The organism is Bacillus sp. AFS031507, assembly GCF_002584635.1.
In the GTDB taxonomy this organism is placed as follows: domain Bacteria; phylum Bacillota; class Bacilli; order Bacillales; family Cytobacillaceae; genus Neobacillus.
Map to the genome: position 1 here is coordinate 1 of NZ_NUOW01000041.1, position 14,685 is coordinate 14,685.

A 14,685-nucleotide genomic window follows, 5' to 3' on the forward strand; every position below is an offset into this window, starting at 1 on the left:
ACAGATCTCCCGCCTTTTGCGTAGCAGCGGAACGGGACGATGCCGTGGTACCTCGGGAAATGACAGCAGACGAAATCGATGAAATTATTAAAGCATTTGGTGAAGCAACCAGAAGAGCAATCGAAGCTGGGTATGATGGAGTTGAAATCCATGGTGCCAATACGTATTTGATTCAGCAATTCTTTTCTCCACACTCAAATCGCAGAACTGACAAGTGGGGTGGAACTCTGGAAAAATGTATGTCCTTCCCGCTTGCTGTAGTTGACGCTGTTAAAAAAGCAGTTTCAGACCATGCAACAAAACCTTTTATCATCGGCTATCGGTTATCGCCTGAAGAAAGAGAGAATCCTGGCATCACCATGGAAGACTCGTTGCAACTAGTGGACAGGTTAGCGGATCAGGACCTGGATTATCTCCATATATCTGTCGGCGGCTATTGGAACGGATCAATCCGTGATGATAACGATCAGACATCCCGAGTTGTTATGATCCACGAACGTGTCGGCGATCGTGTTCCTGTGATGCGTGTTGGGATGCTGCGGACACCCGATGAAGTGATGAAAGCATTTGAAACAGGTGTACCTTTAATCGCTTTAGGGAGGGAATTGATAATGGAACCTCATTGGCTACAAAAAGTACAAGCCGGTGAAGAAGACAAAATCCGTACAACATTATCTAAAAAAGATCAAAAAGAACTGGCTATTTCTGATAAAATGTGGGAGTACTATACTGGCATCCCTGGCTGGCTTCCTATTGCATAAGGAGTTCACTTATCTCATTCCATCTCTGCTTCCTTGAATTGTTCAACAAAAAATGGGAATCGTGATGATAATTGTCCTTGCTCGCAAGTATAAGAATATACATCAAACGGAACATTTTAAAGGGAAACCATCTTAGTGGTTTCCCTCCTTTATTGAGTATTAGAGCAGAAAATCTGAAATAGTTCATTTGTTTATGACTAAAAGTTATTGTTAATATTAAATCAACAATAGACGCCCATAGAAAGAATTGGATCTAAAGTGAACCTGGGATTAAAAGATAAAACGGCACTCGTGACAGGCGGCAGTAAAGGTATTGGAAAAGCAATTGCCGTCGCGTTTGCCAAGGAAGGCACCAATGTTGTAATTTGTGGCCGTGGTGAAGAAGCATTAAAAGAAGCAGCAGCGGAAATTGAAAAGCTGGGAGGCAATGTGCTTGCCGTTCAGGCGGATTTAACGAAACAATCTGATGTGGAACATCTGGTCTCCTCTGCAATCGACCGCTTCAAATCAATCGATATACTCGTAAATAATGCAGGAATAGCCAGTGGATTTGATGATTTTGAAACATTGGATATAGAGGCCTGGCAGCGTATATTTGATGTGAATGTATTTGGGACTGTCCGCGTAACCAAAGCAGTTATCCCTTTTATGAAAAAAGCCGGATTTGGACGCATCATTAATATTTCATCGGAATCAGGGCTTCAGCCTGATTCGTTTATGCCTCATTATAATGCTTCAAAGGCAGCAATTATCAATTTTTCAAAGAGCTTATCAAAGGCGTATGCCGCACAGGCAATTCTTGTGAATACTGTGTCACCAGCATTTATCATGACTCCAATGCTGGAAAATCTATTAAAAGATAATGCGAAGCAGCTGAATATAACCTATGAAGAAGCTACTCAACAATTTTTAAAGGAAAACCGTCCACATGTGGAAGTAAAACGGCCTGGAACAGTTGATGAAGCAGCGTCTGCTGTTGTTTATCTTGCTTCTGAACAGGCTTCCTTTATTAATGGTGTAAACCTTCGGGTAGATGGCGGTTCGGTTGCGAGTATATAAATTAAGCTAATTATTAAGAAAAAGACTTAAACAAAAAAGGCTATCTTTTGTCGACAAACTGAAAGAATTACCATTCAAATAGAATTGGTAATTCTTTTTTGTTTTCCTTACCGACAGGAGAGTTTTTATATTCATGTGCACTTCCATAAAGTAATTTAAATATATTTAATGATTTTTTCTAGCCACTCTTTATCAAACACAACTTCAACTCTTTGCTTTACCACTATCCAATGTTACGGTTCACCGTAACATTGGATAGGGGAATCAAATAATTTAAACTTAATTTTATTTCTTAATATGTAAAAAATCCCGTATCTATTACTACATTAGATTTACGGGCTTATTTCGATATGCGATACTATACTATACTAATTTACTGCATTACAGACAACACTTCAGGCGAAGTTTCTCTTTCAATAGATGGAATCTTACATTGAAAATTACTTTAAGCCACCAATGTGGAGTAGACTTCTCATTAATATATATGACTCTAACCTCTGGTTCTGCATTACGTGATAATAAAGAAAATATTGCTTGACTATAAAAAGCAGGAACATACCCTAAATGTTTACCACCTTGAGTGTAAATACCTACTGCATGAGGGTCATTAGGATTAGTCGGTTCTTGTTTTAGCTTTACTTGTTCATTGAAAGCTAGCCATGTAGACATTTCATCTGGAAGGTTTCTCTCGAGAGGATGGTCATCCACAACTAAGAAAAGTGGTTGAGACACGACTTAAACGACTTCTTAAAAAAGCAGAAATTGAAAAGAACATCACTCCACACTCATTTCGACATACTCACACCTCACTATTGATTGAAGCTGGAGTAGGTATTAAAGAAATACAACAGAGGCTTGGACATACAGATATTAATACGACAATGAATATCTATGCTCATATGACCTCCAATATGAAAGAAAAGGCCTCCCAACAGTTTAGCAAACTGATGAAAGACCTTCTCCTATAGTTAGCTATTCTTGCATGGTTTGCCTTGAATTTTAGAAAACGAGGACAAGAAAAGCATATTATCATTTTAGACGTTGATATAACAAGGTTTTAAAACCTTTGTTACATCATGCCGCCCATTCATTTGGTTTTATAATAAGGAGAAATAATACTAAAAAGATCGCATTTTATCGCTGTTTTCCAAGTTTCCTTTTAATGTTTTCTAATAAAAATAAAATGTTAGGAGGACAAACAGGAGGACAACACTATTAAAATTTATTGCATAAAAGAGTACCTCTAAATGTTGTATTTGCTGGAGATAAAATCCCCTTTCTTGGTGGATGGACCAAACGAAGAGAATAGTTGCAAACGTAGAACAACACGAAACAGAATAATTTCACACCTTTAGTGAAAATTATGTGAATTGTCAAGAATAATCTTGTTCGGTGTTACAATCCATCCTTGATAGCTTCAAGGATGGATATTTATGTGACTGTATTTAAACTCTAAACCGTTTCAATTATGTTATCTAAGTCATCAATATCGACCTTACCAGGTCTTTTTGTATCTAGAAATTGAACTTTTTCAACAGGTGTATTTGCTAATTTAAATAGAGCCACCTCGATTACGAAATCGTGAGCCACTCAATTTCAAAACTGCCCATCTTTTTTGTCCTAAGTAGTTACTAACAATGTCCCAAGAGAATGGTTCTCTCGGGACATTAAAATTTTTGATCGTAACATAAAATCCACTTTTTTTATTTTTTCAATGTAATAGTCTTTGCTTCAGTATAAAAATCAAAGCTGTGACGGCCACCTTCACGTCCGATTCCACTTGCTTTTGCGCCGCCAAATGGTGTCCTAAGGTCACGGACGTACCAGCAATTCACCCATAATAAACCTGAGTGAATTTGTGAGGTCACACGATGGCCGCGTCTTAAATCATTTGTCCAAACGACACCAGCAAGGCCATAGATGGAATCATTGGCAATTTGGATCGCTTCTTCTTCCGTTTTAAATGGAATAACTACCAGAACAGGTCCGAAGATTTCTTCCTGGGCAACTCTCATTTTATTATTTACATCATATAGAACGGTCGGCTCATAGAAGTTTCCATCAGACAGTTCTGTAATTCTTTTACCACCATAAGCAAGTTTCGCACCTTCTGCAAGGCCGATTTGCACATATTCATCCACAGATTGCAAATGTCCTTTTGACACAAGTGCACCCATATCGGTTGCTTCATCGGTTGGATCGCCAACTTTAATTTTCTTAACGGCTGCTACAAACTTATCTAAAAAATGATCGTAGACACTTTCTTGAACAAGAATTCGGGAACCGGCTAAACAAATTTCGCCTTGGTTGCGGAAAATCGCTTCAATCGAACCGGCAACCGCTTCATCCAAATCGGCATCTTCAAAAACGATATTAGCGGATTTCCCCCCCAACTCCAATGAAACAGGGATTAAATTTTCAGATGCATTCCGCATAACGGTTTTACCTGTATTGGATTCTCCAACGAAAGAGATTCTCCGAACGGATGGATGAGAAGCCATAACGGTACCAACTGAACCGCCAGGGCCGGTGATGATATTCAACACGCCAGGAGGCAGTCCCGCTTCATTGGCAATCTCTCCAAGCAACACAGCACTTAATGGTGTATAGGATGCCGGTTTAATGACGACAGTATTTCCCGCTGCCAATGCGGCAGAAGCTTTCCATGTCATTTGCATAAACGGCAGATTCCATGGGATGATCAAACTGGTCACACCCGCTGGCGCATATTGTACATAAGACATATGGCCGCTCATGTCAAAGTGCTCATGAACCATATATTTCGCCATTTCGGCAAAGAAACGGAAATTTGATGCAGCGCGCGGAATATCGAACCCGCGACTTTCCTTAATCGGCTTTCCGACGTCTAATGTTTCGACTAAAGCTAATCTATCAACATTTTCCATGATTAAATCGGCCATTCTGCAAAGGATTTTCGATCTTTCCTCAACAGGCATATTGCTCCAAACCCCGCTCGCAAAAGTGCGCTGTGCCACTTCTATCGCAAGATTGGCATCCTCCACTCCGCCATTGGCAACTGAAGCATGCTTTCTATTTGTCGCCGGATTATAGGAATCAAATGTTTCCCCTGAAAGTGCGTCTCGGTATTCTCCATCTATAAAAAGTTTAGCATCTTGAATAATGATATTTTCTGCAGTTAACCCTTTCGACACATTTACTCCTCCTCTATCTCAATAACCATTTCAATTTCTATAGCTGAATTGTTTGGCAATTGTGCCATGCCAACTGCTGAGCGGCCGTGCTTCCCTTTTTCGCCAAACACCTTCATAATCAGGTCAGATGCGCCGTTCATGACCTTCGGCTGGTCGGTAAATTCTTCCGTACTGTTGACCATTCCGAGTACCTTGACGAACTGCTTTACTTTGCTTAGTTCGCCAATTTCATTTTTCACAACACTTAAAAGGTTTAACATTGACTGTTGTGCAGCTAAATAGCCTTCTTCTACCGTTAAATCCCGGCCCAATTTCCCGTGGTACTGGTCGACACCTTGACCTGCGGTAAAAATTAGATTTCCCGTTCTAACACAACCCACATAGTCTCCGTGTGCCGGCCGTAATGCCGGTAATTCCAGCCCTAATTCAGCCAGCTTTTCTTCTGGTGTACTCATGATTTAACCTCTTCCTTTACTTTTACATTTAAAAAGGCAAGTGCATTTTTTCCTAAAATCGCCTGTTTTTGTTCTTCTGATAGTTCAAGAGTATCATCCACTACTTTTCCAGGAGGAATCTCTCTTAGTAAAAATGGATAATCGGATCCCATGACAATTTTTTCATGGCCGAAACGTTCTACTAAATATTTAATGTTTAATGGATCATAGTTTAGTGAGTCAAAGTAAAAGTTTTTCGCATAATGGCTTGGCGGCTTGCTGATAACGCGCAAGTGCGGCCATACCTTCCAGCCTTGATCAAGACGTGGAAGGATATATGGGAAAGACCCGCCACCATGGGCGAAACAAACTTTTAGTTTAGGGAATTTCTCCATTACACCGCCGCAGATTAAGCTAACGGCAGCAAGAGCTGTTTCACTAGGCATGCCTACCGTGTACATAAAATTATGGCGCGGCATCCGTTCTCTGCCTAATGTTTCCCATGGGTGAACAAACAACGGTACCTCCCATTTTTCAGCCGCTTCGAAAAACTTCGTAAATGCCGGATCATCGAGATTTTTCCCGTTCACATTTGTTCCGATTTCAATTCCTTTTAAGCCAAGCTCATGAATGCACCGATCCATTTCACGAATGGAGGTTTCCACATCCTGCAGCGGCACTGTACCCAGACCAATGAAGCGGTCTGGATACATATTCACGGTTTCTGCAATAAAATCATTTTGGATTTTTGACATTTCTTCCGCAGCTTTCGGATCCGCCCAATAAGAGAATGTGACCGGAATAGGTGACAATACCTGAATATCTACCCCTTCTTCATCCATATCCTTGATTCTCTTATCAGGATCCCATACCTGGTCCGTTACTTCACGGAACACCTTACCAGCGACCATAATATTGGCACCACAGGAGCAGGTCTTCTCAAGTGTCGGCCAGCGTTCGCCTCCAAATTTTTCCTTAAAGTTTGGAATATCTTCTGGGATGATGTGTGTATGAAAATCTACTCTCATTTCCACAAGCCTACTTCTTCGGACATTACATGACCGCATTTTTCACAAGTGCGAAGATCTTTGCTGCTGTTGAATTCTTCAATGGCTCCTTTTACTTGTGTTTCAATATCTGTTAATTGAACAGTTTTACGGTGCATTTCTTGATCACAGTTATCACAGAACCAAACGAAATCCTCTAGTTCTCCTTCTTCGCGCTTGCTTTCAATAACAAGGCCGTAAGTGTCTGCAACACGGTGCGGAGAATGTGGCACGTTTGCAGGAAGCATAAATACTTCTCCTTCTTTAACAGTTACAACTTCACGCTTTCCGTTATTAATAACCTCAACATAGCAATCACCTTTAATTTGGTAGAAGAATTCATCGGAAGGATCCACATGGAAATCGCGGCGTCTGTTCGGTCCGCCAAGAATCATACAGATAAACTCGGAATCTTCCCAAAGAACTTTATTATTTACAGGCGGCTTCAACTGATCCTTATTTTCTTCAATCCATTTTAATAAATTAAACGCTTTCAACTCGGTCATAGTCGCTTTTGCCATTTTATTATTCCTCCATTTTTTTATTCTATTTTTTATTAGTAAACTGCAAGATAGGAATCTTGGAATTTACTAATTTCTAATATAAATATAGTGAATAAGTAGGTTTTAAAAAATTGAGTTTTTTCACCATGTGAAATTCGTTGAATTTTTTAAAGATTTTTTATTAATAATTAATAACCAATTTATCAGAACGATTTTTAACTGCAATCTTACCTTTATTGAGCGCATAAAAAAAAAGAGCTTAAGCTCTTCAGATTGTCGAGAAAGGGGTATTTTTTCTCGGCAATTTTTTATTATTCAGGATCTAGGGCCCGAAATTAATAGCTTTCTTCTGAATAAAAAAGATTGCCTTCCACTTAACCCATCTTGGCTAAGTGTGTGGCAATCTTTTTCATGTTCTGGCAAGCCGCAGTAAGAGCTTTAAATCCCCAAATTGATTTTCATTGCGGCCATAGGATATTCTTTTAACATCTCTTTCTTCTGAAATACTCATTATAATCTACTTATACAACAAGCGTACGTTTATTGCTATAGTTCTCATAATCCTTATTAAATACTATTTCCTCGAGGATCTCCACGAGTCGATACACTTCCTCATATAAAACATAGAGTGGTTTTTCCATTCGAATTTCTTTATCCATATCTAAAAATACTCTTCTAGCCTCTAACACAACCCTTTGCCCTTCCGGAGTTTGGATTAGCTGTTTTTCCCTCTCTGTAAAAATTCCGCAGAGAATATAGACGATGGTATCCCCGATAAATCTGACTTCCGTATTTCTTGGGCCCTTGTCGCTGTATTTTTTACATAATTATTGATAAAGCTGAGAAACTCTGCTTCACATGCTTTTGAGTCTTTATATTTCATCAATCATAACACCTCTTAATTTTCCCCCATTAAAAAATACCTCTTAAATTTCAATATATCCCAGCTCTTTTGAAATAGATTGTGCGGTGCTTTTTAAACTGCGGATAATCATATCACGATTGCTGTCCTGCATATAGGACGGAGGGCCGACTAAATTAACCGCTGCTATAATTTCGCCTGAATAGGAGAAGATTGGTGCTGCCACTCCATACATGTCATCTGAATTTTCACTATTACTGATCGAATAGCCTTTTTTGCGGATCTCAGAAAGCTCCTTTTTCAATTGATTAATATCTGTAATAGTATTAGGCCCCTCATATGACAAGCCCCTGTTAATCGTCTCCTGCAAATAAACAGAATTGTAAGCCAACAGGATTTTTCCGGAGCTAGTCGCATAAGCCGGTTTCCTAGACCCAATATAGGTCTGAATCGGAGTAGATTCCTCTGATGATACCCTTAACACAAAAACAACCGTCCCTTTGTCGAACATGGCAATATGGACAGTTCCTTTAAATCTAAGAATCAACTCTTTTACTATAGGCATTGCCTTTTCATACACATCCTGCTGAAACATCACATGATTATTCCATTCAAGGACTCTCCAGCCAAGCCGATATTTTTTCTTATTATCTTTCATCAATACACCTTCATCACACAATGTCATGACTATATGGTGTGCCGTACTAACATGCAGCCCTAATTTTTCAGCGATTGTGCCAATCCCTAATACAGGTTCTTCATTAGAAAAACAGCTGATAATTTGGCATGCCTTTTTCACGGACTCAATCATAGTAGATTCGCCCCTTCAAAGAAGATCTTAAAGTGATAGAACAAATAACAAAATAGCTAGAATTATATTAAACTTATTATAAGAAACTCTCTTTGCATAAGCAAGGTAACCTTTATGTATGGAAATCAATAATTTTCAAAATTAACTAAAAATAAGTTGACTTTACCAATTGTGTTTACATTATAATAGAAATATCAATATTTGAGAATGACATTCGATATTATCGAACAAAGGAATATTTCTCGATTCCTCTTTATGATATGGGGTGAAAAAATGCCAGTTATTCAGATGACACTTGTGCAAGGCCGAGATAATGAAGTGATAGAAACCTGTATCAAAAATGTAGCCAGAACTGTAGCAGAGAGCCTAAATGCACCGATTGAATCAGTACGGGTTATAGTAAATGAAGTTCCTGCAAACCGCTTTGCCGTTGGTACCCTACTAAAAAGTGAAAAATGAAAAGGAGAGAATACATGTGACTGTTCAATCTAGTAAAAAAACGGAAGAATTAGCTTTCCTCCTCCGTAATGCGGAAAAAAAAAGAGAAGGAATATCCCCGCTGTCAGCTGACACTCCTGATTTAACCATTGATGAAGCTTATAAAATCCAACTGATCAACATCCGGGAAAAGCTGAATCAAGGGCAAGTCATTACAGGGAAAAAAATCGGTCTTACCTCAAAGGCCATGCAGGATTTGCTTGGGGTAGACCAGCCTGATTACGGCCACCTTCTAAATAGCATGGAATATGAAAACGGTTCCGTTATTCCTGCAAATATCCTTTGTCAGCCTAAAATTGAGGCAGAAATTGCCTTTAAGCTGAAAAAGGATTTAACAGGCCCTAATATCACGTCCTTTGATGTGCTCTTGGCAACAGAATATATTGTCCCTGCTTTTGAAATTGTCGATAGCCGCGTCCAAGACTGGAAGATTACCATTGAGGACACTGTTGCCGATAATGCCTCTTCCGGCCTATATGTCCTTGGAGAGCAAAAATTTGAAGTTTCAGAGGCAGACCTTGCCCAATTAGGTATGGGCTTATATAAAAATGGAAAATTGGTCAATACCGGTGTGGGTTCAGCAGTCCTTGGACATCCTGCCAATTGTGTGGCATGGCTGGCAACAAAACTAGCAGAATATGATATTCCATTAAAGGCTGGGGAAATCATCCTTTCAGGTGCCCTATCCGCAGCAGTCGCCATCAACCCTGGAGACCAATTTACTGCCCGATTCGTAGGGTTAGGAGAGGTATCAGTTAGCTTTAAGTAAGACGTGTTCGGATAATGAAAACTATTAATGAGGTGAAAACGGTGGAAGCAACAAAAATACATTCCCTTGCTGAATTTCTTCATCAAGCAGAGCTGGATAAAAGAGAGGTAACTAGAATTACTGCAGAAAATCCAGAGCTGACGGTAGAGGATGCATATAAAATTCAAGATGAAATCATCAAAATCAAACTGGAAGCAGGCCATAGCATTTTCGGTCCAAAAATGGGTCTGACAAGTGAAGCTAAAATGACCCAAATGAATGTTAAAGAGCCAATCTTCGGGTATGTGTTTGATTATATGAAAGTTCAAAACGGCGGCAGCATCTCTATCAGCCAATTGATTCATCCGAAAGTAGAGGCAGAACTGGCCTTTGTTTTAAAGAAAGACTTAGAAGGAGAAAATCTATCGGTTGAAGACGTCTTAGATGCAACCGAATACATTTTCCCTGCCTTAGAAATCATCGACAGCCGGTATGAAAACTTTAAGTTCACTCTTCCTGATGTGATTGCAGACAATACGTCCGCTTCAAGAGTTGTTCTCGGGGACAGCTTACGAAAACCTCATGATTTCCAGTCGGATTTAGTCGGGGCAACTATATATATTAACGGGGAAGCAAAGGCATTTGGAACCAGCTGTGCCATTCTAGGACATCCAGCAGTATCGATTTCTACGCTGGCAGCCATGCTCAGCCGAAAAGGCAAATCCTTAAAAGCCGGTGACATTATCCTTGCAGGCGCCCTCACCGAAGCCATCAGATTTAACAAAGGCGACTTCATTTCCGTCAAATTTGACGGTATGAACGATGTAACCTTCCATGCTGTAGAGTAGTTTCTTCCTATAGACAGTATAACCGGCGAAGCTTTTAAAACTGGGTATACTGTCTTTATTTTATTTGGAGATTTTACTCACGGCGCAGGACTTACTAAGGTTTTGAGATATTAATTTGTGAATATAGCAACAGTAAAAAGGCACAGCTAAGATCAATTGTGTACTGCACCCCAAAAGTTAGAGTAAAATCTGACTTTTGGGGTGTTTATTTATGGCTAAATATAGCGAAGGATTTAAGCTCATGGTAGTAAGTGAATATAAAGAAGGAAAATTGGGAATTAAGTCTTTAGCTGAGAAGCATGGTATCAAAGCATATTCACAGCTTGCACGTTGGATAAATTTGGAGGGATTAAAGCGAAAAAATGGTAAGGATATTTATTCTGTTCAATTCAAACTAGATGTATTAAGCTTTATGAAGAGAACTGGTTCTTCAGAAACAGAAACAGCCCTTCATTTTGGGCTTACTAATCCCCCTATGATAAGTTCATGGAAAAAGTCTTTACTAGAAGGTGGGGCTGAAACGCTGGATAGACCGAAAGGACGACCTACCATGTCTGATAAAGCAAAGAACAGAAAAAACAAACCTACTAATGAAAAAGAAATTACATATGAGCAAAGATTAGAAAGAGAAAACGAGCTTCTTCGTTTGGAGGTAGAATACTTAAAAAAGTTGCGAGCTTTTCAGATGGATCCGGAAGGCTATCTAGAAAAGCACAAGCAGCGTTATCATTCGAACTCAAAGAAGCCTTCAAATTAAAAGATGTTTTACGTATAGTCGGTATTCCCGAATCCTCCTATCACTATCATATAAAAGAGAAGAAGAAGGAAAATCCAGACCAAGAACTTGAAAAGTCTATACAAACCATTTTTGAAGAACATAAAGGCAATTATGGTTATCGACGTATCAAGCTAGAATTGAGAAACCGTGGCACTAAAGTGAATCATAAGAAGCTACAACGCATCATGAATAAACTCGGACTAAAGGGAGATAAGTTCAGAAGAAAATCACGTAAATACAGCTCTTATAAAGGGACTACGGGAACGGTTGCCAAGAACCGCATTAATCGTCGTTTTCACACAAATGCGTGTCATCAAAAATTAACAACAGATATCACTGAATTTAAATGTTCCGACGGAGTAAAACTGTATCTTAGTCCTATTATGGATATGTTCAACGGTGAAGTCCTTTCATATGGGATAAGTATGCGTCCAACCTTAGAATTAGTGATCAACCCTCTTGAGGAAGCTCTTGAAATAGTAAAAGATTCAAAGTACAGAACCACTATACATTATGATCAAGGCTGGCATTATCAACATAACAAATGGGTAAAAACACTCAAAAAACACAAGGTGTTCCAGAGTATGTCACGAAAAGGAAATTGTTTAGATAATTCGCCCATGGAAAACTTTTTCGGTTTAATGAAACAAGAGATGTATTACGGAGAAGCACTGTGCCCATTTGAAGAATTAAAAAAGAGAATTGAAGAATATATCGATTATTATAATAACAAGCGCATAAAGAAAAAATTGGCAGGTATGAGTCCAGTTCAATACCGTACCCATACCTGCCAATTAGCTGCTTAATATAAAACTCTAACTTTTCGGGGTCACATCACGTTGATATGCACCCATGTAACCAAATGATCCATATATACCAACTCGAATCATAATAGCTCATTCCATAAAGTAAAATATAAATATACATATTTAATTTTAAAATGGAGCAAATTACGCCAATTCAACAATTGTAGCAACAGCTTGACCGCCGCCAATGCAAAGTGTGGCTAAACCAGTTTTGGCATTTCTGCGTTTCATTTCATGGATCAAGGTAACAAGAATACGTGCTCCGCTGGCACCAATCGGATGTCCAAGTGCAATAGCACCGCCATTGACATTTAAAATTTCATCTTTAAAGCCTAATTCTTTTCCTACTGCAAGGGCTTGAGATGCAAATGCTTCATTCGCTTCGATTAAATCAATATCTTCGATTGAAATTGCTGCTTTTTCCAATGCCTTTTTCACTGCTGGTACTGGACCAACTCCCATAATGCTTGGGTCTACCCCAGCATTTGCAGTTGCTTTAATCGTAACTAATGGCGTAAGGCCCAATTCTTCTGCCTTTTGCTTGCTCATAATAACTAATGCTGCTGCTCCGTCATTAAGCCCTGGAGCATTACCTGCTGTTACAGTTCCATCCTTTTTAAATGCAGGGCGCAGCTTCGCTAATTTTTCTGCAGTGGTTCCTTTTCTAGGAAACTCGTCTGTATCAAAAACAATCAGATCAACTTTACGCTGTGGAATGACAACCGGAACAATTTCATCTTTGAATTTTCCTGTTTCGATCGCTTCAACTGCTTTTTGCTGGCTCCATGCTGCAAACTTATCCTGCTGCTCTCTGGTCAGCTCATATTTCTCTGCAACGTTTTCACCTGTGATCCCCATATGGTAATCATTAAACGCACACCATAGACCATCACTGATCATGCTGTCGATTAATTTTTGATCTCCCATTTTAAAGCCATCGCGGGCATTTTTCAATAAGTATGGTGCCTGACTCATACTTTCCATTCCGCCTGCTACAACGATTTCAGCATCTCCTGCTAGGATCGCCTGCATGGCAAGATGAACGGCCTTCATACCAGAACCACAAACCTTATTAATTGTAAGGGCCGAAGATGTCACTGGAATACCTGATTTTATCTGTGCTTGACGAGCTGGATTTTGACCAATACCTGCTTGAAGAACGTTACCCATTATGACTTCGTCTACCTGCTCCGGTTTCACTCCTGCTTTTTCAAGTGCTCCTTTGATAGCGACTGCGCCCAGCTCAGTTGCAGATACATTTTTTAAACTTCCATTAAAATTTCCAATTGCTGTTCGAACGGCACTTACAATTACAATCTCTTGAATCATATTCTTTACTCCTTTTTTCTACTTTTATAATTGTCTATTTTCATTACCTTAATAAACCTTGAATCAGGTGTAACAAAATACTGCCTCAAAAGTAATTCGTAACATAATTGAATTCAGACTTTTTTGTTACAACTCTATTCATATTTCCCAGTTTGCGACAAACTGTATTAACAAGATCGTCCCTTCAATTATGAATATGAATCAAGCAATATTTTAATAAGTTTGAAATAGTTTTACAATTTCAAAAATCTATCTTTTATTAGGTACTTTTTTTATCTTCCTACTGATTTTTCACTACGAAGGATCATACACGTACTTAAAGCATGGGCAACTAATGAACCGCCTTCATCAAAAACATCGCACTTGATTAGCCCAATAGTCTTTCCTTTCTTTATAACCTCACCTTTTGCTGTAATTTTTTCATTCCGGTTTCAAATAATTAATTTTAAGTTCAACAGTCGTAAAGGTTTCATTCATTTCTAACAAACTTGAAAAGGCGACGCCCATTGCCAGTTTGATATTGTCTTTTTTGTAAGGAAGACATATTTAACATTAATATAAAATGGAGAGATATTAAGATGGCTATCACAACAAAGCTTAAAAGAAAACTATTTGTTGTTTCCATTGTCTTACTTGCCATCGCTGGACCAAAGGCCATTCCTACAAAATTGGTTAAATTGTATAATCCAAGCCCAACGCCAATTTTCTCTGGTTTTAATGTATTTGGTATAAGTGTATATAGGGATACCTGGGTAGAAGAATAACTCATAATCGTTAAACTGAGTCCAATCAATATAACTACTAAATTCGAATTAGAAAAAATACCTAAACTTAAATACCCCACTAAGCCTACAGTAGATGATATATAGATCATTTTTGCATTTCCAAATTTAGGTATCGTTTTACCTGTAATATAGCTAGATAAGATCCCAAATAAAGAACCAATAAATAAACAAATACCTACTGAAAATGTTGAAAACCCGTGTTTTCTCACTAATAACATTGGCAGAAGTAAGATAATTGCCAATC

General features: G+C 38.8%; 18 protein-coding genes and 1 pseudogene. 8 read left to right on the forward strand and 11 right to left on the reverse strand.

Annotated features, from left to right (window positions below):
* Nucleotides 1-761, forward strand: a 761-nt coding sequence (locus COE25_RS26440; protein ID WP_142354510.1) for an oxidoreductase, incomplete at its 5' end; no start/stop codon positions are given.
* 258 nt (nucleotides 762-1,019) lie between these two features.
* Nucleotides 1,020-1,820, forward strand: a complete 801-nt coding sequence (locus COE25_RS26445; protein ID WP_180247613.1) for an SDR family NAD(P)-dependent oxidoreductase — start codon at nucleotides 1,020-1,022, stop codon at nucleotides 1,818-1,820.
* A gap of 381 nt (nucleotides 1,821-2,201) precedes the next feature.
* On the opposite strand, the gene COE25_RS26450 is transcribed toward COE25_RS26445, so the two are convergent.
* Entirely contained in the window at nucleotides 2,202-2,489 is a 288-nt protein-coding gene (locus COE25_RS26450; RefSeq protein ID WP_257208984.1) for an HIRAN domain-containing protein, read from the reverse strand.
* A gap of 14 nt (nucleotides 2,490-2,503) precedes the next feature.
* Between COE25_RS26450 and COE25_RS26455 the strand changes: the two are divergent.
* Nucleotides 2,504-2,788: pseudogene (locus COE25_RS26455) on the forward strand (tyrosine-type recombinase/integrase); the annotation flags it as partial.
* A gap of 484 nt (nucleotides 2,789-3,272) precedes the next feature.
* Here the strand turns inward: COE25_RS26455 and COE25_RS31060 are convergent.
* The 8 genes from COE25_RS31060 to COE25_RS26485 all read right to left on the reverse strand — a co-directional run bounded on the left by COE25_RS31060 (nucleotide 3,273) and on the right by COE25_RS26485 (nucleotide 8,649).
* Entirely contained in the window at nucleotides 3,273-3,410 is a 138-nt protein-coding gene (locus COE25_RS31060; protein ID WP_180247614.1) for a hypothetical protein, read from the reverse strand.
* A 113-nt stretch (nucleotides 3,411-3,523) separates the two neighbouring features.
* Entirely contained in the window at nucleotides 3,524-4,993 is a 1,470-nt protein-coding gene (locus tag COE25_RS26460; RefSeq protein WP_098934761.1) for an aldehyde dehydrogenase, read from the reverse strand.
* A gap of 2 nt (nucleotides 4,994-4,995) precedes the next feature.
* The gene (locus COE25_RS26465; RefSeq protein ID WP_098934762.1) at nucleotides 4,996-5,448 is read right to left on the reverse strand and encodes a RidA family protein; all 453 of its coding nucleotides are present in this window, start codon (nucleotides 5,446-5,448) and stop codon (nucleotides 4,996-4,998) included.
* Entirely contained in the window at nucleotides 5,445-6,455 is a 1,011-nt protein-coding gene (locus COE25_RS26470) for an amidohydrolase family protein (RefSeq protein ID WP_098934772.1), read from the reverse strand. The genes COE25_RS26465 and COE25_RS26470 overlap by 4 nt, the downstream gene beginning before the upstream one ends.
* Nucleotides 6,452-6,994: a 3-hydroxyanthranilate 3,4-dioxygenase gene (locus COE25_RS26475; protein ID WP_098934763.1), complete on the reverse strand. Its 543-nt coding sequence runs from the start codon at nucleotides 6,992-6,994 to the stop codon at nucleotides 6,452-6,454. Before COE25_RS26475 ends, COE25_RS26470 begins: the two co-directional genes overlap by 4 nt.
* A 503-nt stretch (nucleotides 6,995-7,497) precedes the next feature.
* Complete coding sequence (locus COE25_RS32405; RefSeq protein ID WP_098934764.1) at nucleotides 7,498-7,752, reverse strand: Na-translocating system protein MpsC family protein; 255 nt, start codon at nucleotides 7,750-7,752, stop codon at nucleotides 7,498-7,500.
* Entirely contained in the window at nucleotides 7,692-7,859 is a 168-nt protein-coding gene (locus tag COE25_RS31065) for a hypothetical protein (RefSeq protein ID WP_218964343.1), read from the reverse strand. The genes COE25_RS32405 and COE25_RS31065 overlap by 61 nt, the downstream gene beginning before the upstream one ends.
* Before the next feature lie 43 nt (nucleotides 7,860-7,902).
* Nucleotides 7,903-8,649 carry an IclR family transcriptional regulator gene (locus COE25_RS26485; protein ID WP_098934765.1) on the reverse strand — a complete coding sequence of 249 codons (747 nt, stop codon included), beginning with the start codon at nucleotides 8,647-8,649 and terminating at the stop codon, nucleotides 7,903-7,905.
* A 273-nt stretch (nucleotides 8,650-8,922) separates the two neighbouring features.
* On the opposite strand from COE25_RS26485, the gene COE25_RS26490 reads away from it, so the two are divergent.
* From COE25_RS26490 to COE25_RS26510, 5 genes are all read left to right on the forward strand, one after another.
* Nucleotides 8,923-9,108 (forward strand): tautomerase family protein, encoded by a 186-nt coding sequence (locus COE25_RS26490; RefSeq protein ID WP_098934766.1) that lies wholly within the window; start codon nucleotides 8,923-8,925, stop codon nucleotides 9,106-9,108.
* A gap of 16 nt (nucleotides 9,109-9,124) precedes the next feature.
* Nucleotides 9,125-9,916, forward strand: a complete 792-nt coding sequence (locus tag COE25_RS26495; protein ID WP_098934767.1) for a 2-keto-4-pentenoate hydratase — start codon at nucleotides 9,125-9,127, stop codon at nucleotides 9,914-9,916.
* Between the two features lie 41 nt (nucleotides 9,917-9,957).
* The gene (locus COE25_RS26500) at nucleotides 9,958-10,743 is read left to right on the forward strand and encodes a 2-keto-4-pentenoate hydratase (protein ID WP_098934773.1); all 786 of its coding nucleotides are present in this window, start codon (nucleotides 9,958-9,960) and stop codon (nucleotides 10,741-10,743) included.
* A gap of 211 nt (nucleotides 10,744-10,954) precedes the next feature.
* Nucleotides 10,955-11,500 (forward strand): transposase, encoded by a 546-nt coding sequence (locus COE25_RS31905; protein WP_098934768.1) that lies wholly within the window; start codon nucleotides 10,955-10,957, stop codon nucleotides 11,498-11,500.
* Nucleotides 11,401-12,327 carry an IS3 family transposase gene (locus COE25_RS26510; protein WP_257208985.1) on the forward strand — a complete coding sequence of 309 codons (927 nt, stop codon included), beginning with the start codon at nucleotides 11,401-11,403 and terminating at the stop codon, nucleotides 12,325-12,327. The genes COE25_RS31905 and COE25_RS26510 overlap by 100 nt, the downstream gene beginning before the upstream one ends.
* Nucleotides 12,328-12,471: 144 nt before the next feature.
* Here the strand turns inward: COE25_RS26510 and COE25_RS26515 are convergent, their stop codons facing one another.
* A complete protein-coding gene (locus COE25_RS26515) occupies nucleotides 12,472-13,656 on the reverse strand; it encodes an acetyl-CoA C-acetyltransferase (RefSeq protein WP_098934770.1) in 1,185 nt (394 codons plus the stop codon).
* A 469-nt stretch (nucleotides 13,657-14,125) separates the two neighbouring features.
* Nucleotides 14,126-14,685: MFS transporter (locus tag COE25_RS26520; RefSeq protein ID WP_142354512.1), on the reverse strand; the 560-nt coding region annotated here is incomplete at its 5' end.